At 68.8% G+C, this 19467-nt stretch carries 19 protein-coding genes; 5 read left to right on the top strand and 14 right to left on the bottom strand.

The window, feature by feature from the left end:
• The first annotated feature begins 230 nt into the window (after positions 1 to 230).
• Positions 231 to 1064 carry a DUF4189 domain-containing protein gene (locus K2W61_RS23595; protein WP_175132120.1) on the top strand — a complete coding sequence of 278 codons (834 nt, stop codon included), beginning with the start codon at positions 231 to 233 and terminating at the stop codon, positions 1062 to 1064.
• 81 nt (positions 1065 to 1145) lie between these two features.
• Here the strand turns inward: K2W61_RS23595 and K2W61_RS23590 are convergent, their stop codons facing one another.
• The 4 genes from K2W61_RS23590 to K2W61_RS23575 all read right to left on the bottom strand — a co-directional run bounded on the left by K2W61_RS23590 (position 1146) and on the right by K2W61_RS23575 (position 4996).
• Positions 1146 to 2072 carry a DMT family transporter gene (locus K2W61_RS23590; RefSeq protein ID WP_175140011.1) on the bottom strand — a complete coding sequence of 309 codons (927 nt, stop codon included), beginning with the start codon at positions 2070 to 2072 and terminating at the stop codon, positions 1146 to 1148.
• A gap of 78 nt (positions 2073 to 2150) precedes the next feature.
• The gene (locus K2W61_RS23585; protein WP_175132118.1) at positions 2151 to 2528 is read right to left on the bottom strand and encodes a DUF423 domain-containing protein; all 378 of its coding nucleotides are present in this window, start codon (positions 2526 to 2528) and stop codon (positions 2151 to 2153) included.
• Between the two features lie 148 nt (positions 2529 to 2676).
• A complete protein-coding gene (locus K2W61_RS23580; protein ID WP_175140010.1) occupies positions 2677 to 3738 on the bottom strand; it encodes an alcohol dehydrogenase in 1062 nt (353 codons plus the stop codon).
• 25 nt (positions 3739 to 3763) lie between these two features.
• Positions 3764 to 4996 carry an ABC transporter substrate-binding protein gene (locus K2W61_RS23575; RefSeq protein ID WP_236756695.1) on the bottom strand — a complete coding sequence of 411 codons (1233 nt, stop codon included), beginning with the start codon at positions 4994 to 4996 and terminating at the stop codon, positions 3764 to 3766.
• Positions 4997 to 5183: 187 nt separating this feature from the next.
• Between K2W61_RS23575 and K2W61_RS23570 the strand changes: the two genes are divergently transcribed.
• Positions 5184 to 5924 (top strand): IclR family transcriptional regulator, encoded by a 741-nt coding sequence (locus K2W61_RS23570; RefSeq protein WP_175132115.1) that lies wholly within the window; start codon positions 5184 to 5186, stop codon positions 5922 to 5924.
• A 7-nt stretch (positions 5925 to 5931) separates the two neighbouring features.
• Here K2W61_RS23570 and rocF read toward each other — a convergent pair whose 3' ends face one another.
• The gene (rocF, locus tag K2W61_RS23565; protein WP_175132114.1) at positions 5932 to 6870 is read right to left on the bottom strand and encodes an arginase; all 939 of its coding nucleotides are present in this window, start codon (positions 6868 to 6870) and stop codon (positions 5932 to 5934) included.
• 153 nt (positions 6871 to 7023) lie between these two features.
• On the opposite strand from rocF, the gene K2W61_RS23560 reads away from it, so the two are divergent.
• Both K2W61_RS23560 and K2W61_RS23555 read left to right on the top strand, forming a co-directional pair.
• A complete protein-coding gene (locus K2W61_RS23560; protein ID WP_236756694.1) occupies positions 7024 to 7845 on the top strand; it encodes a MetQ/NlpA family ABC transporter substrate-binding protein in 822 nt (273 codons plus the stop codon).
• 135 nt (positions 7846 to 7980) lie between these two features.
• Entirely contained in the window at positions 7981 to 8952 is a 972-nt protein-coding gene (locus K2W61_RS23555; RefSeq protein ID WP_175132112.1) for a GGDEF domain-containing protein, read from the top strand.
• A gap of 7 nt (positions 8953 to 8959) precedes the next feature.
• Here K2W61_RS23555 and K2W61_RS23550 read toward each other — a convergent pair whose 3' ends face one another.
• On the bottom strand, positions 8960 to 10171 hold the full coding sequence (locus K2W61_RS23550) for an MFS transporter (protein ID WP_236756693.1): 1212 nt from the start codon (positions 10169 to 10171) through the stop codon (positions 8960 to 8962).
• A 92-nt stretch (positions 10172 to 10263) separates the two neighbouring features.
• Between K2W61_RS23550 and K2W61_RS23545 the strand changes: the two genes are divergently transcribed.
• Complete coding sequence (locus K2W61_RS23545; protein WP_175132111.1) at positions 10264 to 10719, top strand: Lrp/AsnC family transcriptional regulator; 456 nt, start codon at positions 10264 to 10266, stop codon at positions 10717 to 10719.
• A gap of 14 nt (positions 10720 to 10733) precedes the next feature.
• On the opposite strand, the gene K2W61_RS23540 is transcribed toward K2W61_RS23545, so the two are convergent.
• The 8 genes from K2W61_RS23540 to K2W61_RS23505 form a co-directional block, all read right to left on the bottom strand.
• Positions 10734 to 11897 (bottom strand): metallophosphoesterase, encoded by a 1164-nt coding sequence (locus K2W61_RS23540; protein WP_236756692.1) that lies wholly within the window; start codon positions 11895 to 11897, stop codon positions 10734 to 10736.
• Positions 11898 to 12004: 107 nt separating this feature from the next.
• Positions 12005 to 13219 (bottom strand): alpha-hydroxy acid oxidase, encoded by a 1215-nt coding sequence (locus K2W61_RS23535; RefSeq protein WP_175132109.1) that lies wholly within the window; start codon positions 13217 to 13219, stop codon positions 12005 to 12007.
• 71 nt (positions 13220 to 13290) lie between these two features.
• Entirely contained in the window at positions 13291 to 14175 is an 885-nt protein-coding gene (gene asd, locus K2W61_RS23530) for an archaetidylserine decarboxylase (RefSeq protein WP_175132108.1), read from the bottom strand.
• Between the two features lie 172 nt (positions 14176 to 14347).
• Entirely contained in the window at positions 14348 to 15982 is a 1635-nt protein-coding gene (locus K2W61_RS23525; RefSeq protein WP_054419566.1) for an ATP-binding cassette domain-containing protein, read from the bottom strand.
• 175 nt (positions 15983 to 16157) lie between these two features.
• Positions 16158 to 17042 carry an HpcH/HpaI aldolase/citrate lyase family protein gene (locus K2W61_RS23520; protein ID WP_217467950.1) on the bottom strand — a complete coding sequence of 295 codons (885 nt, stop codon included), beginning with the start codon at positions 17040 to 17042 and terminating at the stop codon, positions 16158 to 16160.
• A gap of 12 nt (positions 17043 to 17054) precedes the next feature.
• On the bottom strand, positions 17055 to 17774 hold the full coding sequence (locus tag K2W61_RS23515; protein WP_175132107.1) for a response regulator transcription factor: 720 nt from the start codon (positions 17772 to 17774) through the stop codon (positions 17055 to 17057).
• Between the two features lie 357 nt (positions 17775 to 18131).
• Positions 18132 to 18632: a hypothetical protein gene (locus tag K2W61_RS23510; protein ID WP_175132106.1), complete on the bottom strand. Its 501-nt coding sequence runs from the start codon at positions 18630 to 18632 to the stop codon at positions 18132 to 18134.
• Positions 18633 to 18758: 126 nt separating this feature from the next.
• A complete protein-coding gene (locus tag K2W61_RS23505) occupies positions 18759 to 19385 on the bottom strand; it encodes a GNAT family N-acetyltransferase (RefSeq protein WP_175132105.1) in 627 nt (208 codons plus the stop codon).
• Between the last annotated feature and the right edge of the window lie 82 nt (positions 19386 to 19467).

Raw genomic sequence — 19467 nt, 5'->3', positions numbered from 1 at the left:
TCTTCGTGACAGCGCAGGCCAACTTGGCCTGCGGCGGACGGCTGATTGCAGATTGACAGCCTGCTTGCGCAAGGTCCGCCATTTTTACCGGAAAATGGGGCCGGCATCCTGCCGCCAACCGTGAAATTTGTTACGCAATATGCCTGACCGATTCCCGGAAAGGGGACGGACCTGCCAGGCGCTTTGCTAAGATCGGTGCCGCTGAATTCCTCTCGATCTGGAACCCGACGATGATATTTGCCCGCTTTTCCCGGATGATCCGCGCGGCGCTCGGCGCGCTGGCACTGGCGGCAAGCCTGTTCGCGCCGCAGGCTCACGCCGATGCGCTGTATGGCGGCATCGCGACGGACGGCAAACACGCCAGGATCTATTGGGCGCTGCCGGAAGATTCCTCCAAGGCGGCCGCGTCGGCGGCGTTGGCCGAGTGCCGCCGGGGCGGCGGCAAGGACTGCAAATCACTGAGCTGGTTTTCGGACAGTTGCATGACCTATGCCCGCAACACCTCCAACGACCTGTTCCCCGGCAACAGCGTGTCGCCGGAAATGGCGGCCAGGAAGGCGATCCGCCGCTGCACCGCCGGCAGCCCCGACGGCAAGTGCTGGCTGACCACGATGCCGTTATGCGTCGGGCCGGGCTATAGCGCCCAGGACCTGCAGGCGGCCAGGACCGCGACGCCAGCCGAGCTGGAGGCACTGGCGGCCAGGCTGAACGATCGCGAGTATTGGGGCGCCGTCGCCGAAAAGGACTCGGGCGACCTGACGTATTCGGATGGCTACCCCAATGAAAAGGACGCCATCAACAAGTTGCTGGAATGGGAGGAGTGCAGCGGCTGCACCAAGGTGCTGACCTACCGCGACAGCTGCGTCGGCCTGGCCTGGCCCAAGGGCGTGAAAGGCCGCGGCACCAGCTATACCGCGCTCGATCCAGACCCGAAGACGGCGCGTGACGCGGCCCGCGACACCTGCAGCGCCAAGAGCGGCCGGCCCAATTGCGTGGCGATGGTGCGCTGCTCGGGCCGGCCCTACATCAGCGGCTATGCCGGCGAGGACGAAAAGGCCAATTGAGGCCGCAGCGGCGCCGGTCCGCCGGACCGCCCGGGAGGCGGACAGGGGGCTGCCGGTCCGGACCAGGAACGGCAGGCCGCCCTATCTTTTCACCCCGGCGCGGGGCTGGCGCGAACCCCGGCCGCCGCCGCGCGCCTCGCGCAACGCGATATAGACGCCGCTGCCGGCGATGAACAGCGCGCCCAGGTACGCATAGGCGTCCGGCGCCTCGCGCCAGAAGATCCAGCCCAGCAGCGTGGCCCAGATCAGGCCGGTGTAGTCGAACGGCGCCACCACCGAAGCCGGCGCGATGCGAAAGCCCTGGGTGATCAGCGCCAGCCCCAGCGTGCTGAACAGCGCCACCGCGGCGAAATAGGGCAGGTCGGCGATGGCCGGCGTCTGCCAGACCCACGCCAGGGGCAAGGCGCTGCACGCCAATTGGCCGGCGACGATGTAGAACGTGGTGGTCAGCATGCCTTCGGCGCGGCTGATACTGCGCGCCGTGATCATCATGACGGCATACAGGAAGGCGGTGGTCAGCGGCAGCAGGGTGGCGGCCTGGAAGGCGTTGGTGCCGGGCCGCACGATGATCAGCACCCCCGCGAAGCCGGCCAGCACCGCCAGCCAGCGCCGGCCATCGACACGTTCCTTCAGGATCATCACGGACAGCGCCGTGACGAACAGGGGGGCGGCGAACGCGATGGCAGTGGCTTCGGCCAGCGGCAGCGCCCGCAATCCCAGATAGAAGAAACAGGCCGACACCACGTTGATGGCGCCGCGCGTCAGGTGCAGGCCGGGATGGGCCGTGCGCAGCACGCGCCGCCCGCCCAGCCAGAGCGCCAGCGCGGTGACGAACGGCAGGGCGATCAAGGCGCGCAGGAACAGGATCTGCAGCGGGTTGTAGGAGGCGCCCAGCCATTTGGCGTTGGCGTCGCTGAGCGTCAGAAAGAAGATGCCGCCGGCGACACAGGCAATGCCCGCGAAAGCGGAGCGGTCACGCAGGGCGGGGAAAACGGTGGGAGACGACATCGGGGTCCAGCGGGAAAGGCGGCCGCGGCCGCCAGATGGGGGTAATGCGGGGAAGGCCGGGGGATGCCCGGCGCGGACTCAGCCCTGGGCGCGGTACGCGGCCAGCGCCACCATGGCCCAGGCGGCCAGGAAGGCGACGCCGCCCAGGGGCGTGATGGCGCCCAGCCAGTGGGTGCCGGTCAGGGTCAGGAGGTACAGGCTGCCTGAAAACAGCACGATGCCCGCGAACATCGTCAGGCCGGCCGCCGACAGCAGCGGCGAGCCATAGCGCGCCCCGAGCAGCGCGATGATGAACAGGCCCAGCCCGTGGATCAGATGGTACAGGACGCCGGTCTGCCATACCGACAGCAACTCGGGCGTCACCAGGCGCTTGAGGCCATGCGCCCCGAACGCGCCGGCGCCGACGGCGACCAGGAGGTTGATGGCCGCGAGGATGGTGAGCTGGCGGTCGGTCATGCGAGGTCCTTTGTACAGGCGGAGAAATAGGAAGGCAGGTGCCTATGATAGGCCGAATCGCCTTGCCCGGCCGCCCTTGGCCGCGCCATCGCAGACCGGGGCGGCGCCGGATGCGCTCGTGTCCGCCCCGAATCGCCCGGCCGGCGGCTCAATCCACCGTCAGTACCGCGCGGCCCAGCACCTTGCCGGCGCGCAGCGACGCCAGCACGCTGTCGGCCTCGTCCAGCGCATAACGGTGCACCGGCATCGGCGGCACCTTGCCGGTCCGCACCAGGTCCATCAGTTCGCGCAGTTCGGCCAGGTTGCCGACGTAGCTGCCGATGATGGACATGGCCTTCATGGGAATCAACGCGATCGGCCACGACGAGGCGCCGCCGAACAGGCCGACGATGATCAGCTTGCCGCCCTTGGTCAGGAAATCGAAGGCAAGGGAGGTCGTGGAAGGCGCGCCGACCAGGTCGATGGCGGCCTGCAGCGGCTTGCCGCCGGCGGCCTGGATGATCTGCTGCGCGGCGTCGGGCGCGGCGCCGTCGATGGCGGCCAGGGCGCCGGCCTCCAGCGCGGCCTGGCGCTTGGCCGGGTCGATATCCACCACGATGCCGCCCTTGCCGCCGAGCGCCTTGATCAGGGTCAGGCTCATCAGGCCCAGCCCGCCGGCGCCAAAGATGACCACGGGGTGCTCGCGGTAGACGGCTTCGCCGATCTTCTTGAGCGCCGAATAGGTCGTCAGCCCCGAGCAGGCGTAGGGCGCGATGCGGGCCGGATCCAGGTCGCCGATGTCGATCAGGTAACGCGGGTGCGGCACCAGGATGTGGTCGGCATAGCCGCCGGCGCGATGCACGCCCAGGCAGGCGGGCGCGGTACAGTGGTTCTCCTGGCCCGCCAGGCAGGTCGGGCAGGCGCCGCAGCCGATCCACGGGTAGACCAGATAGTTGCGGCCCGGCTCGATGCCGGTGGCGTCGGGGCCGGCCGCCACCATGCTGCCGACGGTCTCGTGGCCCATCGTCAGCGGCAGCGAGACGCCGCGCTCCTTGAGCGACAGGGTGCGGCCCTGGCCGAGATCGTAGCCGCCTTCCCACAAGTGGATATCGCTGTGGCAAACGCCCGCGGCGCGCACCTTCAGCAGCACTTGCGACCCTTGTGGGGTGGGCGTGGCCTGCTCCATCTGCTGCAGCGGTTCGCGGAAGTTGACGACGCAATAGCACTTCATGGGATGTCTCCTCGGGAAAGCGGATTTATTTCTTGATCAAGGGGCATTCGCTATCGGCCAGCGAAACGAACACCTTATCGCCGGGCACCGTGGACAGGATGCGGTAGAAGTCGCCGGGATACTTGGACTCCGCGGGCTTTTTCACTTCCACCAGATACAGGTCCATGATGACGCGCCCATCTTCGGGGCGTATGCGGGCATTCTTGATCAGTTTGGTGGTAATGGGCAACTCGCGCATCTTCTGGTTGACGGCGGCGCCGTCGAAGGTGCCGGCGGCCTGCGCGGCCTGCAGGTAATGCGTGGTGGCGACGTAACTCAATGCCTGCACGATCGATGGCGGCCGGGTCACGCCCATTTTCTGCTGCCAGCGCCGGGTCCAGGCGCGGGTGTCGTCGTCGGCGTCCCAGTAGAAGCCGGTGGGAAAGGCCAGGCCCTGCGCCACCGGCAGGCCCATGGCCTGTACATCGTTGATGAAGGTCAGGAAGGTCAGCAGGCGCTGCTTGCCGCCGGTCAGGCCGAATTCCTGGGCCTGCTTGATCAGGTTCACCAGGTCGCCGCCGGCGCTGGCCAGCCCCACCACATTGGCCTGGGAGGCCTGCGCCTGCAGCAGGAACGAGGCGAAATCCATGGCGCCGAGCGGATGCCGTGTGCTGCCCAGCACCTTGCCGCCGGCGCCTTCCACGAAGCGGCTGGCATTGGCTTCGAGCGATTTGCCGAACACGTAGTCGGTGGTGATGAAATACCAGGATTTGCCGCCGCCTTCGACCACGCTCTTGACCACCGCATTGGCCAGGGCATAGGTATCGGGCGCCCATTGGGTGCTGAGGGGGCTGCATTGCTTGCCGCTGAAATCGCCGGCGAAACCGCCGCTGATGAGGGCGGTGCCGCCTTTCTCGCGCGCCACGCCCTGGGCCGCCAGGCCGGTCGAACTGGCACCGCCGTCGACCACCGCCACCAGCGCCTGCGTATCGAACCAGCGCCGCACCAGGGCCGAGGCCACGTCGGCCTTGTTCTGGTTGTCGGCGCCGATCACTTCCACGGTCTTGCCGGCGACCTTGCCGCCGAAGTCCTCGACCGCCATGCGCACGGCCGTTTCGGAGCCGAGCCCGCCCAGGTCGGAATAGATGCCCGAACGGTCGTTGGACACGCCCAGCCGCACGATGTCGGCGGCAGGGGTCTGGGCCAGCGCGGCCGGGGTATGCATGGCGCAGGCGGCCAGCGTGGCGGCCACGGCCGTCCATAGGGGAGGGATACGCATCGGTTTGTCTCCACGGCCCGTCGGGCGAGCCGAATATCGGTTTTCTTGGGTGACGCGAATGCTGGGCCGGGGCGCCGGTTCTCCATCCGGCTGAAAATTTATTCTTATTGGTGAATAAAAATTCCTGTGCAAGAATTTATGTTCACGATTACGAAAAGTCAACGCCGTTCGTCGAGGCCGCCGCACCATGGAAGTGAAACTGGTCGTCCGCACGCTGGAACTGATCGAGTTGTACGCGCAGGCGCGTCGGCCGCTGTCGCTCACTGACCTGGCCCAGGGGCTGGGCGCGCCCATGTCGAGCTGCCTGGCGCTGGTGCGCACCCTGGTCGGGCGCGGCTATCTCTACGAAGTCCGGCGCCGTGGCGGCTACTACCCGACGCCGCGGCTGCAGGCGCTGTGCGGCCTGATCCAGGCGGGCGACCCGTGGCTGGAGCGGGCGCGGCCGCTCTTGCGCGCGCTGCGCGACCAGTGCGATGAAACCGTGATGCTGGGCAAGATCCAGGATGCGGGCGTGCTGTTCCTGGAAGTGGCCGAATCGGCCCAGCCGGTGCATTACGCGACCAGGCCGGGCGAACGCCGGCCGCTGCATACGAGCGCGGTGGCCAAGGCGATCCTGGCGCGCCTGGCGCCGGCCGAGCGCGAGGCGGTGCTGGCGGCGGCCGACTACCGCCGCTACACCGAGCGCACGCATGTCACGCGCGCCGCCTTGCTGGAAGACGTGGCGCGGGTCCAGGCGCAAGGGTGGGCCGAGAACGCGGGGGAAAGCGTGGCGGACCTGACCGGCCTGGCAGTGGCGCTGGAGCGCGCCGGCGAATGGTATGCGTTGTGCCTGGCGGGGCCGACGCCGCGCGTGCGGGCGCGGCGCGAGCAGCATGTGCGCAGCCTGACGGCAACGGCCGCGGCGATCCGCCAGCAGGGCGAGGGCTGACGCGGTTTCAGGCGCCCCGGCGCACCAGCGTCGATTTGCCGAACAGGCTTTCGATCAGGTCCACCGCCAGATCGGCGGTCTTGTTGCGCACGTCGAAGGCCGGGTTCAATTCCACCACATCGAGCGAGCGCATCAGGCCGGTGTCGGCAATCATCTCCATGCACAACTGCGCCTCGCGATAGGTCGGGCCGCCCATCACGGTCGTGCCGACGCCCGGGGCGATCTCGGGATCGAGGAAGTCGACATCGAAACTGACGTGCAGGTGGGTGTCCTGGTCCAGTCCGGCCAAGGCGGCTTGCATCGTTGCGCGCATGCCCATTTCATCCAGGTAGCGCATGTCGAAGACTTCCAGGCCAGCCTGGTGGACCAGGCGCTTCTCGCCTTCGTCGACGCTGCGGATGCCGATCTGGCGCACCCAGGACGGGTCGATGTCGGGCGTCTGCCCCGACATGCCGACGATCGGCGCCGGGCCGTGGCCGCACAGGCAGGCCACCGGCATGCCATGGATGTTGCCAGTGGGCGTGAGGGCGTTGGTATTGAAATCGGTATGCGCGTCCAGCCACAGGATGCGCAGCTTCTTGCCCGTGGCGCGGCAATGGCGCGCCACCGCGCTGATCGAGCCGATGCCCAGGCAATGATCGCCGCCCAGCAGGATCGGCAGCGAGCCCTGGGCCAGCGCCGCGTACATGGCGTCGTGCACCGCCTGGTTCCAGGCGGCCACTTCGTCCAGATGGCGGTAGCCGTCCACCGGCGGCTGCCACGGATTGGCCGGGCCATATAGGTTGCCGCGGTCCATGACCGTGAACCCCTGGGCCTCGATGACCGGGCCGATGCCCGCCACGCGCAGGGCTTCCGGACCCATCGAGGCGCCGCGCGCGCCCGCGCCGATGTCCGTGGGCGCGCCGATCAAGGTGACGTGGGTGGGCAGGGTGGCGGTGTTTTGCAAGGTCGGCCTCCGTGATGCGGTGTTGCAGTGCCGGGATTGAGTGTAGCGCCACGGCGCGGCATGATCGCCATCACGCTCCCAAGGGCCTTTGGCCACGCCGGCGCCGGGCTGCGGCACAATAGTCATACCACGCGTTTTTCACCGGGTGATTCCATGTCTTTGCATTCCCTGTTCCTGACCCTGGCGCGCGCCGCCGCCGTGGCCGCCCTGGGCGTGGCCAGCGCCGCGCCGGCGCTGGCGGCCGACAAGCCGCTGCGCATCGGCCTGATTCCCAGCGTGGCCAACGCCGCCACCGAACTGGCGGTGGCCGAGGCGCGCAAGGCCGGCCTGGCGGTCGAACTGGTCGAGTTCAACGACTGGGTATTGCCCAACATCGCCGTGGCCGACGGTTCGATCGACGCCAACTTCTTCCAGCACGAACCCTTCCTGCAACTGTTCAATGCCCGGCGCGGCACCCACCTGACGCCCATCGCCTACGGCTATTCCACCACCATCGGCTTGTTCTCCAAGAAGCTCGGCAAGGGCGAGCCGCTGCCGGATGGCGCCACCATCGCGATTCCCAATGATCCGGTCAACACCGGCCGCGCCCTGCTGTTGCTGCAATCCATAGGCCTGATCAAGCTCAAGCCGGGCGTGGCGCAACAGGCCACCCTGGAGGACGTGACCGACAATCCCAAGCACCTGAAACTGGTGCAGATCGAAGGCTCGCAATCGGCCCGCGCCTTCGACGACGTGACGGCATCGGTCACCTACACCACCTTCGCCAAGCAGGCCGGCCTGAACGAGAAAGACGGCCTGGCGTTCGACAATACCGATCCGGCCAATGTGCGCCGCTACGCCATCCGCTGGGTCACGCGGCCCGACCACGCGCAGGATCCGCGCTTGCTCAAATTCATCTCGATCTACCAGCACTCGCCCGAGGTCAAGGCCAAGCTGCGCAGCCTGTATGGCGACCTGATCACCTTCCCCTGGTAGCGCCGCGGCGCCGCGCCGGCGCGAATTGACGTTTCTTGGCATTCGCGGCGCGGGCTTGAACGTATACTGGCCGCGCTCTCTTCGCCCCGGTCCGAGACGCGGCCGGGCCGCGCCGCTTTTCCCGTCTGCCTGCCCATGCGACTCGACTTCTCGAATGACGCCCTGATTGCGCCGCACCCGCCGGACGCCGATCGCGACAGCGCCGGCCTGCCGGATCCGCGCGATGCCGAACTGGCCCATCTGCGCGCGGTGGTGGCGCAGTACCAGGCGCTGTTCCAGAATGCGCCGGTGCTGATCAACGCGTTTGACGAGCGGGGCAAGTGCCTGCTCTGGAACGCGGCGTGCGAGCGCCGTTTCGGCTGGACCCGCGAAGAGATCAATCGCCACGCGGAGCCGCTGGCGTTGTTCTATCCCGACCCCGAGATCCGCGCCCGTGTCATCGACAGCGTCGCACGCGCGCCGCACCCGTCATTCCGCGAATGGCAGCCGCTGGCGCGCGATGGCGAACGCCTGTCGGTGTTGTGGTCCAACGTGCGGTTGCCGGATGGCAGCGTCGTCAACATCGGCATGGACATGACCGAGAACCGGCGCAACGAAGCCGCGCTGGCGCGCCTGGCCAAGGTCGACGGCCTGACCGGATGCTGGACCCGGGCCGAGGTCCTGCAACGCATGAAAGGGCTGCTGGAAGCGTCCAAGCGCGGCGCCTGTCATACGGCGTTGATGCTCGACCTGGATTATTTCAAACAGGTCAACGACCGCCACGGGCACCTGGGCGGCGACGCCGCGCTGCGCCATTTCTGCGACCAACTGCGCACGTGTCTGCGCGAAGGCGATTCGGTGGGGCGTCTGGGGGGCGAGGAATTCGTGGTGTTGCTGCAGGACGCGGACAAGGACGTGGCGCTGGCGGTCTGCGACCGCCTGCGGGCCAGCTTGCGCCAGCATCCCGCCCAGATCGACGGCCACGCCCTGATGCTGTCGGCCAGCGGCGGTATCACCCGCTTCCTGGAGACCGATGCCAGCATATCCGACGTGCTGCGGCGCGCCGATCAGGCGCTGTACCAGGCCAAGCGCGCCGGCCGGGATTGCGCGGTGGTGCTGCCGGGCTGAGACGGTGTCAGGCGGCGGCGCGGCGTTCGCCGGCGCGGCGGCCATTCAGGCGCCAGTGCAGCATCGACGCCGCCAGCGCCACGGCCGCGGCCGCGGCCAGTCCCAGGCTTGCGAAGCCCGCGTGGGTATAGAGCGCGCCGGCCACGGCCGTGCCCACGCTGGCGCCCAGATAGGTGGTGCAGGTATTCAGCCCCAGCACCGCGCCCCGCTCATCGGGCCGGGCGCGCGACAACAGCAGCACCAGCAGGTTCAGACTCAATTGCGAGGCGCCGCCCCACAGCAATGCGATCGCCAGCACCGCCGGCAGCGCATGCGCCGCGGGCAGCAGGGCCACATAGACCAGGGCGATGGCGGCCAGCGCCAGCGGCAGGGCGCGGCGCGGACCCAGCCGCTCGATCAGCGGCGCGCCAGCCAGGCCGGCCAGCAGGAAGCCGGCCCCGTAGGCAAAGGCGATCAGGCCCACCTGGCCCGCGGTCAGGCCCAGCACGGTGCGCACATGGTCGGCCAGGAAGGCATAGACGCCGTAGAACGCGGACGAAAACGCCAGGCAGGCCAGCAGCAGCACGGGCACGTCGCGATAGGACAGCGGCGCCAGCAGGCGCGCCAGGGGGGGCGCGGCGACATTGACGCCGCGGCGCTCGGGCAGACTGCGCAGGCCGGTCAAGGCTACCGCGGCGCACAGCGCCAGCACGCCGTACGTGGCGCGCCAGCCGATGGCGTCCGAGATCAGCGCCGACAGCGGCACCCCGGCCACTAGCGACACCGACCAGCCCGAGATCACGCGGCCCAAGGCCCGGGTCTCCTGGCCGCTGGCCGCCACCAGCGAGGCCGAGCCGTAGGCGGCGGGCAGGATGACGCCGGCGGCGGCGCCGGCCAGGGCCTGGGCCGCCGTCAGGATGATCCAGTGCGGCGCGGCGGCCGACATCAGCAAGGCGGCGATCAACGCCGCCATCGCGGCCAGGAGCGAGCGGCGGATGCCCCAGCGATCGATGCGCGCCGCCAGCAGGAAGGCGCTGGCGGCGGTCGCCGCGCCATAGGCCGAGATGGCGCTGCTGACGGTGAGCGGGGTGGCGGCGAACGCGCGCGCCACGTCGGACAGGATGGGACTGAGGGCCAGGCCGTTGGAGCCGACGACGCTGACGGCGAACATCAAGGCGGCAATGGCGGGGGGAAGCGGCTGGCGGCGCGAGGGCGCGCCAACGGTATCGCGGTTCTGCATGATGGGGATTTTATTGGAATAAAATAAGGGTTAACACCGATATTCCTTAATCCCGTAAAAGTTCGAATGCCGTTAGGCAGAACCAGATTCCGATGCCAGATCTCGACGACCGCGACCGAAAATTATTAACGCTGCTGGCGGACGACGCCTCGCCGAGTTATGCCGAACTGGGCAAAGTGCTGAATCTGTCGGCGCCGGCGGTACACGAGCGGGTCAAGCGCCTCAAGCGCGACGGCCTGATCAAGGGGATCGCCGCCAAGCTCGACGGTGCCCGCATCGGCCGCCCGCTGCTGGCGTTCGTGCACGTCGACACCAACAACTGGAGCATCACCCAGCAGGTGCTGGGGCTGGCCGAACTGACCGAGGTCGAGGAGATCCACACCATCACCGGCAAAAGCGCCATGCTGCTCAAGGTGCGGGTGCGCGACACCCAGGCGCTGGAGGCGTTGCTGGCGCGCATTCACCAGATCGAGGGGATTACCAACACCACCAGCGATATCGCGCTGACCAGCTACCTGGAGCGCGGCCCGCTGCCGGAAGCGGCCTGAGCGCCGCCGGCCGCTCAAGGCGCCGGCCGCAGCCGCAGGCAGGTGATCTCCGACGGGGCGCCCAGGCGCTTGGGCGGTCCCCAATAGCCCGTGCCGCGGCTGACATAGATCCACATCTGCCCCAGGCGGTGCAGTCCGGCCGTGTACGGCTGCTGGAAGCGCACGAAAAAGCCCCACGGAAAGAACTGCCCGCCGTGGGTGTGGCCGGACAATTGCAGGGTATAGCCCAGCGGCGCGGCGGCGGCCGCGCTGCGCGGCTGGTGGGCCAGCAGGATGCGCGCCGCGGCGTCGGCCGGGGCGCCTGCCAGGGCCGCCGCCGGATTGCTGCGTTGATGCGGATCGAAGGCGCCGGCACTGTAGTCCGTAACGCCGGCCACGACCAGCGGCAGGCCGGCGGGGTGGATGACCGCGTGCTCGTTCATCAGCACCCGCAGGCCCAGGCGGCGGAATTCCGCCACCCAGGGCGCCGCGCCCGAATAGTATTCATGGTTGCCGGTCACGAGGTACACCCCGAACGGCGCGCGCAGCTCGCCCAGGGGGCTGGCCTGGGGCGCCAGTTGCTCGACGCTGCCGTCCACCACGTCGCCCGTGATGGCGATCATGTCTGGCGCCTGTCCGTTGACGGCGTCGACGATGGCCTGGACGTAGCGCCGCTTGATGGTCGGACCGACGTGGATGTCGCTGATCTGCGCGATGGTGAAGCCGTCCAGGTCGGCCGGCAGGCCGCGCACCGGCACGTCCACCTTGACCACGCGGGCGCGGCGGCGGGCGTTGTAGAAGCCGACCAGCGTCGCCGCCAGCGCCAGCGCCGCCACCGCCAGGGCGCTGGCGCGCCGCAGCGCGGGCCAGGGCGGCGCCAGGCCGGTGGCCAGGTCGGCCAGCCACAGCGCCAGCAGCAGCGCGTCGCGCAGCACCGTCAGCACAAATAATGACGAGAACAGGCCCATCGCGATCAGGCCGACCCAGGCGATGCGATCGCCCCAGGGCGGATGCACCGACGAGCGCGCCAGCATCCCCAGCGGGATCAGGACGCAAGACAGGATCAGCAGCAGGATGGCGCTGGCGGCGCCGGACCCGGCCAGGCCGGCATCGCCGATCAGGCGGGCGCCGACATAGACATGGGCCAGCGCGCCCAGGGTCAGAAAACGCAGGAAGAACGAGGATTGGCGTAGCGACACGGTCGACGGAGCAGGTGGGCGGCGCGAAGGCCGGCCCGGCGCAAGCGGAGGAACCGTCATTCTATGCTGTGCCGCCGGGGCGGCGGCCAGGCGGCGCCCCGGCGGTCTCAGGCCGCGGCCAGCAGGCTGGCGTCCAGTTCGTCCAGGCGGTTGATGCCCAGCATGGCCATATTGCGGTCGACCTCGGCGCGCAGCAAGCCGATGGCATGCGCCACGCCCGCCTGGCCGCCGACGGCGGCGGCGTAGTTGAACGGACGGCCCACGAACACGAAGCGCGCGCCCAGCGCCAGCGCCTTGAGCACATCGCCGCCACGGCGCACGCCGCTGTCCATCATGACCGGCATGGCGCCGGCCTCGGCCACCACGCCGGGTAGCGCGCGCAGGGGCGGAATGGCGCCGTCGAGCTGGCGGCCGCCGTGGTTCGAGACAATGATGCCGTCCGCGCCGTGTTCGCGCGCCAGCCGCGCGTCCTGCGGATGCAGGATGCCCTTGATGATGAGCGTGCCGCGCCATTGCGCGCGGATGCGGGCCACGTGCTGCCAGTTCAGGTGGTCGCGCGCGCTGAAGTCGCGCAACACCGAGGCCGACACGATGGGCGCCCCGCGCGTGGCGAACGAGTTCTCGAAATGCGGCATGCCATGGGCCAGCAGGGTGCGCAGGAAGGTGCCGGCCAGCCAGCGCGGCCGCGTCAAGCCGTCCCACGCCAGCCGCAGGCTGGGTTTGAGCGGGGTGGAAAAGCCGGTGCGCACATTGTTCTCGCGATTGGCGGACACCGGAATGTCCACGGTCAGCACCAGGGTTTCATAGCCGGCGCGTGCGGCGCGCGCCACCAGCGCGTCGATGCGGGCCGGGTCGCCGGGCAGGTAGGCCTGGAACCAGGTGCCAGGCGCTTCGCGGATCACGTCTTCGAGCGCGATCAGCGCAGTGCCGCTGAGAATGGCCGGGATGCCCTGTTCGTGCGCGGCGCGCGCCAGCACGATGTCGCCGCGGTAGGCCGACAGCGCGCTGATGCCCATCGGCGCGATGCCGAACGGCGATTCGTAGCGTCGTCCGAACAGTTCGATGTGCTGGCTGCGGCGCGACACGTCGACCAGCACGCGCGGCTGGAAAGCATAGCGGCCGAAGGCGTCGCGATTGGCGCGCAGGGACTGGTTGTCCTCGGCAGCGCCGGCCACGTAGCCGAAGATGGGGCGCGGCAGGCGCTTGCGCGCGGCGGCCTCGAAATCATCCAGCGACAGCATGCGCGCCAGGGCGCGCGAAGGGCGGTCGGCGGGGCGAGCGGTGGCGGCGGGCGTGGTGGCGGGCAGGGAGGAGGCGGACATGGCGGCGGAGAGAAAAACCGCCAATCTACCCAGGCCGCCTCATTGCATAAAGCGAATAAATCCGTACGGGATCATTCGCCTTGCGGAAACGAGGTCCGCGGCAACGCCAGCAGTTCACCCATGCGCACCGGACCGCGCACCGACGGCGTATCGGCCCAGCGCACCTTGTCCGGCCCGAACAGCACGATGGCGGTCGAGCCGAGCTTGAAGCGGCCCATCTCGGCGCCCTTGGCCAGATGGATCGGCGCGCGCGCCGCGTCGTCGTAGCGCACTGCCTTGACGCGGCGCTTGTACGGCGTGACCAGGCCAGCCCAGACGGTTTCGATCGAGGCGACGATCATGGCGCCCACCAGCACCAGCGCCATGGGGCCGTGCTCGGTGTCGAAAATGCAGACCACGCGCTCGTTGCGGGCGAACAGCCGCGGCACGTTGCGCGCCGTCAGCGGATTGACCGAGAACAGCCGGCCCGGCACGTGGATCATTTCGCGCAGCGTGCCGGCCACCGGCATGTGGACACGGTGGTAGTCCTTGGGCGACAGGTAGATGGTGGCGAATTCCCCGCCCTGGAACGGCGCGGCGCGCTCGGCATCGCCGCCCAGCAGGTCGGTCAGGCCATAGCTGTGGCCCTTGGCCTGGAAGATGCGGCCATGCTCGATGGCGCCCATCTGGCTGATGGCGCCGTCGGCGGGACAGAGCACGCCACCGGGTTCATCGTCGAGCGGGCGCGCGTCCGGCTTGAGGGCGCGGGTGAAGAAGTCGTTGAAGCAATCGTAGGCCAGCGCGTCTTCCTGCACGGCTTCGCGCATGTCCACGCCGTACTTGCGCACGAAGCGCGAGATCATCCAGTTCTTGACCGCGGGTTCCCGGCAGTCCGAGGCGTATCCGAAGAAACGCGACACCAGGTGATGCGGCGCCAGGTACTGGCTGGCGAGGAAAAGTTGGTCTTTGATCGGCATCTAGGAGCGCTAAAAAAACGCGTCCCGCGTACAGCGGGACGTGGTTGTCGGTTGTCGCGCGCGGACCGCCGCGCATGGCGGGCCCGGGCGGGCAATTCGCGGGATTGTAGCGCGTTCGAACGCGAATGGACCATGCCGCGAAGCGCATCGCCGCCGGGCTCCGGCCGCGCGGTCAGGCCGCGGCCTTGGCCGACAGCTTGGTCTTGTAGAGCCAGTCCTTGTAGTCGTCCAGATCGCCGTCGAAGGGGCTGAAGCGCCCGTCGGCGACGATGATGAACTGGTCGGTGGTGGCGCGCAGCAGGTGGCGGTCGTGCGATACCAGCACCAGCGTGCCCTCGAACTGGGCCAGCGCGGTGGTCAGGGCCTCGCGGGTTTCCAGGTCCAGGTGGTTGGTGGGCTCGTCCAGCAACAGCAGGTTGGGGCGCTGCCACACGATCAGCGCCAGCGCCAGGCGCGCCTTCTCGCCGCCGGAGAATGGCGCGATCGAGCTGGTGGCCATGGCGCCGTTGAAATTGAAGCTGCCCAGGAAGTTGCGCAGCTCCTGCTCGCGCACCGTCGGCGCGATCTTGGTCATGTGCCACAGCGGCGATTCGTCATGGCGCAGCATCTCGACCTGGTGCTGGGCGAAGTAGCCGATCGACAGGCCCTTGTTGAACTGGGTCTCGCCCGCCAGCGATTGCAGCTCGCCGGCAATGGTCTTGATGAAGGTCGATTTGCCGGCGCCGTTGATGCCCAGCAGGCCCAGGCGCTGGCCCGCCTGCAGCGAGAAGTCGATGCCCGACACGATGATCTTGTCGGACGTGACGCCGCTGTCCTCGTCGGTGTTGCGGTAGCCGGCGCTGACCTTGTCCATGGTCAGCAGCGGATTGGGCGCGCGCAGCGGCTCGCGGAACTCGAACGAGAACTCGGCGGCGGCGCGCAGCGGCGCCACTTCTTCCATGCGGGCCAGCGCCTTGATGCGGCTCTGCGCCTGGCGCGCCTTGCTGGCCTGGGCCTTGAAGCGGTCGATGAAGGATTGCAGGTGGGCGCGCTGGCGCATCTGCTTTTCCATCATGCCCTGCGCCAGTTCCAACTGGGCGGCGCGCTGGCGTTCGAACGACGAGTAGTTGCCCGAGTAGCGCTTGAGCTTGCGCTCGTCGATGTGGACGATGACGTTGACCACGCCGTCCAGGAAGTCGCGGTCGTGCGAGATCACGATGAGCGTGCCCGGATAGCGCTTGAGCCAGTCTTCCAGCCAGATGATGGCGTCCAGGTCCAGGTGGTTGGTGGGCTCGTCCAGCAGCAGCAGGTCGGACGGGCACATCAGCGCCTGCGCCAGGTTCAGCCGCATGCGCCAGCCGCCCGAGAAGCTGGTCAGCGGCAACTGCATTTGCGCCTGCGTGAAGCCCAGGCCGGTCAGCAGTTGCTCGGCGCGCGAGTGCACCGTATAGGCGTCGGCGTCGGCCAGCGCGGCGTAGATGTCGGCCATGCGCAGGCCGTTCTCGGCGCTTTCCGGCTCGGCTTCGAGCGCGGCCAGCTCCGCCTCCAGTTTGCGCAGCGTGACGTCGCCGTCGATGGCGTATTCGATGGCGGGGCGATCGAGCGCGGGGGTTTCCTGCGCCACATAGGCCATGCGCCAGCTGGCGGGATAATCCAGGTCACCCTGGTCGGCGTGCAGCGTGCCGCGAAGCAGGCCGAACAGGCTCGACTTGCCGGCGCCGTTGGCGCCGATCAGGCCGATCTTGTCGCCGGGGTTCAGCAGCAGGTCGACCTTGTCGAACAAGGGCTTGACGCCGCGCATGAGTGAAACTTGTTGGAAGCGGATCATGAATCGTGTGGCAGGGGGGGGGCGCGACGAACGCGCGGCAAGGTTCCCGCCACAGGCAGCGGCGAAAAAAACGGAACCGGGAAGACATCGCGCCGGCGGCGCGACATGCGGGCCGCGCCGGGCGCGGCGGGCGGAAGCGGCGGGGCCGCTCCGGGATCGCGGGGGGTATTGTAGTTCAGGCGCCGGCCGGGCCGGCCTCGATGGCGGCGGCCATTGCCAGCAGGCGTTCGGCTTCGCGCGCATGCAGGTTCTCGACCAGCATGCCGTCCACCACCGCCACGCCCTGGCCCGCCGCCTGCGCCGCGCGCCAGGCCTGGAGCCGCTTGCGGGCATTGGCCAATTCGCTGGCGGACGGCGCGAACGCGGCGTTGGCGGCGGCGATCTGCTTCGGATGGATCAGTGTCTTGCCGTCGAAGCCCTGGTCGCGTCCCTGGCGGCAGGCGGCCGCGAGGCCGGCCTCATCGTCCAGGTCCAGGTGCACGCCGTCGAGCACCGCCAGGCCATGGGCGCGCGCGGCCAGCACTGCCAGCGAGCGCGCCAGCAGCGTCTCGTGGCGCTCGGGCGTATGGCGCGCGCGCAGGTCCTTGACCAGGTCGGAGGTGCCCACCACGATGGCCGCCAGGCGCGCGTGGCCGCCGGCAATCGCGTCCAGCCGCAGAAAGCCCAAGGGCGTTTCGGCCATGGCCCACAGCGGCAATGCGGCCGGCGCGCCAGCCGCATCCAGGGCGCGCGCCAGCGCGTCGAGTTCAGCAGCCGATTGCACCTTGGGCAGCAGCACCGCATCGGCGCCGGCCCGCGCGATCGCGCGCACGTCGTCCAGGCCCCACGGCGTGTCCAGCGCATTGACGCGCACCACGCATTCGCGCCGGCCGTAGCCGCCGGCGCGCAGGGCCGCGGCCACCTGCTCGCGCGCCAATGCCTTGGCGTCGGGTGCGACCGCGTCCTCGAGATCGAGGATCAGCGTGTCGGCATCGAGGCTGCGCGCCTTGTCGAGCGCGCGCGCGTTGGCGCCCGGCATGTAGAGGACGGAACGGCGGGGGCGGGTATCGGTCAGTGCCATGTCGGGGAAAATTCAGTGCTTGCTGTTGCCGACGATCTGCACCGGCATGGTGCAGACATAGCCGACGCCATAAACGGTGCGTATGCCCATGTCGCCGCCGGCCTGCGCGCGCAGCTTGCGGCGCAGCCGGTGCATGTGCGCATCGAGACGATGGGTGTCATAGGCCTCGGTGCTGGCGCCCAGCGCCTCGACCAGCCGCCCGCGCGACAGCGGCAGCGGCGCGGCCTGGATCAAGGCGCCGATCAGGCGGCTTTCGGTGTCGGTGATGTCGACGTGGACGCGCTTGGGCGACACCAGCCTGCGGCGCGCGGGATCGAAGCGCCAGATCTCGGTGGCTGGCGCTTCGGGGTCGGCCGCGGGCACGACACGCAGGCGCCGCGACAGCGACACCAGGGTCGCGCCGAGTTCGGCCAGATTGACGGGCTTGGTCAGGTAGTGGTCGGCGCCCAGACTCAGCCCCGACACCTTGTCTTCGCTCAGCAGCCGGCCGGTGAGCATGATGATGCCCATCGAGGGATACGTGGTGCGCAGATGCGCGACCCTTGTCAGCCCGTCGCCATCGGGCAGCATGGCGTCCAGCACCAGGATGCCGGGAGTGACGTTCAGCAGCAATTGATCCAGTTCGGAGAGCGAGCCCGCCGTGAGGATGGCTTCGCCCAGGCCGAGGTCGTGGATGAATTCGGCGATGGTGTCGCGCCAGTCGCCGTGATCGTCGACGATGATGATGGTCACGGCGCCGGACGAGCAGGCGGTTGCGCGCGGGGCGCTCCATGGGCAAACACGCTTTCCGCTCCTTTCATGCTACGGCTTTTTATTGGTGTGGATGGGTCCGCCTGGCTGGGGCGCAGGGCCGGGATGCGCCAGCCGATGAGATCCCCTCGAGGCGCTCCCGCGGAGAATATCATTATCGCCGTTGTGGCGGCGCAGCATGTTGCGCAGGGCAGCCGCTGGCGCGGCACCGGGTGGTCAAAAAATGAGCAGCCCCTGCGGTGTCGCCGCGCAGGCCGGCCCGCCTGCCTGCGTCAGTTTCTTATCCACAGTTTCTGTGGATAAGAAAGTCGTGCGAAAGTTGTACACCGCCAGGTCGGTTCAGGGCGTTGGCGCGGCGGCCAGATATTCCACCGGCACGCCGGGCGGCACCTTGCGCACGCGGTCGCGTTCGATGCGCGGCGGCGCGAAGCGCGTCTTGCGGGCCGCCGCGTTCTGCAACAGCACCGACAGTACGGCACCCTTGTCCTGGATCCATTGACTTTTGCCGCGCAGCAACTTCATTGCGCTGTCGGCCGTTCCCAACTTGTAGGAGATGGCGTTGATCTGTACCGAATTCCTGCCGTTGAAAGCGGACTCGTCCTGCTCGGTGATCGCCGCCGCGTCCAGGTTGCTGCTTTCGTGGTCGACGCGATAGATGAATTTGATGCCGCTGAACGGGTCCTGCACCACGACGAGCTTGTCCGAACCTGAAACGTCCGAAAGCATGCCGATCACCGGCGATTCGACCAACTGGTTGCCCCGCTGTTCTTCGGTGTAGATGAAGATACTGGGACGATTGTGCCCGACCGGCGCGGGCGGGGCGAGGGGAGAACGATCCATACCTGACTTGAAATGAGCGGGGCGCTCGGACGGCGAGCCTGCCCCGGGTACCGCATTAACGGCCTCCGGTTGCGGGAACTTGAGCGCAGGCCACGATGAAAGACAAAGAGCAAGCCCCGCCGGCCATCACGCTGCGCGGCGCAGGCGCGCCAGCAGGCGCGTCCTGGCGGCGGGCCAGTCCTCTTCGAGGATGGCGAAATAGGCCATGTCGCGGGTGCGTCCCGACTGCGCGATCAGGTGCTTGCGGAATACCCCTTCCTCGACGCCGCCGATGCGGAGAATGGCCTGGCGCGATTGCAGATTGGCCGCCTCCGTCTTGAACACGACCCGCATGATACCAATTGTTTCAAAGGCGTGCTGCAATAAAAGATACTTGGCCTCGGTGTTGGCGCCGCTGCGCTGGCTGGCCGGGGTGAGCCAGGTGGCGCCAATCTCCAGGCGCCTGTGCGCCAGGGCGATATCCATGTAGCGGGTGGTGCCGATGACCTGGCCGTCGGCCCGCCGCACGATGGCAAAGGGCAGGCAGTCGCCGGCGGCCTGGCCGGCCAGCGCGCGCTCGACATAGCGGCGCATGTCTGCGGCGCTGTCGATCGGTTCCGGCTGCAGCCGCCAGAGTTCGGGGTGCAGGCCGACCTCGGCCAGGGGGCCGGCATGGGCGGCTGTCAAAGGCACCAGGCGCACGATGTCGCCTTCCAGAGTAACGGGTTGCAGGGGGGCGAGGGCGGGCAAGGGCAGGGCTCCTGAAAAACGCATCGCGGCCGGGCGTGCGGCGCCATGGCCGGCGGCGGGCGACCGGCGGCGGGCGATGGTCGATTCTACGCCCGCGCGCGGGCTT

Origin of the sequence: Achromobacter pulmonis, from assembly GCF_021733725.1 — a bacterium.
Lineage (GTDB): Bacteria > Pseudomonadota > Gammaproteobacteria > Burkholderiales > Burkholderiaceae_B > Achromobacter > Achromobacter pulmonis.
This window is presented reverse-complemented; position numbering and strand designations above follow the sequence as displayed.

Coding starts and splice junctions, on each gene's coding strand:
- K2W61_RS23595 (WP_175132120.1), top strand. CDS start 231: ATGATATTTGCCCGCTTTTCCCGGATGATCCGCGCGGCGCTCGGCGCG.
- K2W61_RS23590 (WP_175140011.1), bottom strand. CDS start 2,072: ATGTCGTCTCCCACCGTTTTCCCCGCCCTGCGTGACCGCTCCGCTTTC.
- K2W61_RS23585 (WP_175132118.1), bottom strand. CDS start 2,528: ATGACCGACCGCCAGCTCACCATCCTCGCGGCCATCAACCTCCTGGTC.
- K2W61_RS23580 (WP_175140010.1), bottom strand. CDS start 3,738: ATGAAGTGCTATTGCGTCGTCAACTTCCGCGAACCGCTGCAGCAGATG.
- K2W61_RS23575 (WP_236756695.1), bottom strand. CDS start 4,996: ATGCGTATCCCTCCCCTATGGACGGCCGTGGCCGCCACGCTGGCCGCC.
- K2W61_RS23570 (WP_175132115.1), top strand. CDS start 5,184: ATGGAAGTGAAACTGGTCGTCCGCACGCTGGAACTGATCGAGTTGTAC.
- K2W61_RS23560 (WP_236756694.1), top strand. CDS start 7,024: ATGTCTTTGCATTCCCTGTTCCTGACCCTGGCGCGCGCCGCCGCCGTG.
- K2W61_RS23555 (WP_175132112.1), top strand. CDS start 7,981: ATGCGACTCGACTTCTCGAATGACGCCCTGATTGCGCCGCACCCGCCG.
- K2W61_RS23550 (WP_236756693.1), bottom strand. CDS start 10,171: ATGCAGAACCGCGATACCGTTGGCGCGCCCTCGCGCCGCCAGCCGCTT.
- K2W61_RS23545 (WP_175132111.1), top strand. CDS start 10,264: ATGCCAGATCTCGACGACCGCGACCGAAAATTATTAACGCTGCTGGCG.
- K2W61_RS23535 (WP_175132109.1), bottom strand. CDS start 13,219: ATGTCCGCCTCCTCCCTGCCCGCCACCACGCCCGCCGCCACCGCTCGC.
- asd (WP_175132108.1), bottom strand. CDS start 14,175: ATGCCGATCAAAGACCAACTTTTCCTCGCCAGCCAGTACCTGGCGCCG.
- K2W61_RS23525 (WP_054419566.1), bottom strand. CDS start 15,982: ATGATCCGCTTCCAACAAGTTTCACTCATGCGCGGCGTCAAGCCCTTG.
- K2W61_RS23520 (WP_217467950.1), bottom strand. CDS start 17,042: ATGGCACTGACCGATACCCGCCCCCGCCGTTCCGTCCTCTACATGCCG.
- K2W61_RS23510 (WP_175132106.1), bottom strand. CDS start 18,632: ATGGATCGTTCTCCCCTCGCCCCGCCCGCGCCGGTCGGGCACAATCGT.
- K2W61_RS23505 (WP_175132105.1), bottom strand. CDS start 19,385: ATGCGTTTTTCAGGAGCCCTGCCCTTGCCCGCCCTCGCCCCCCTGCAA.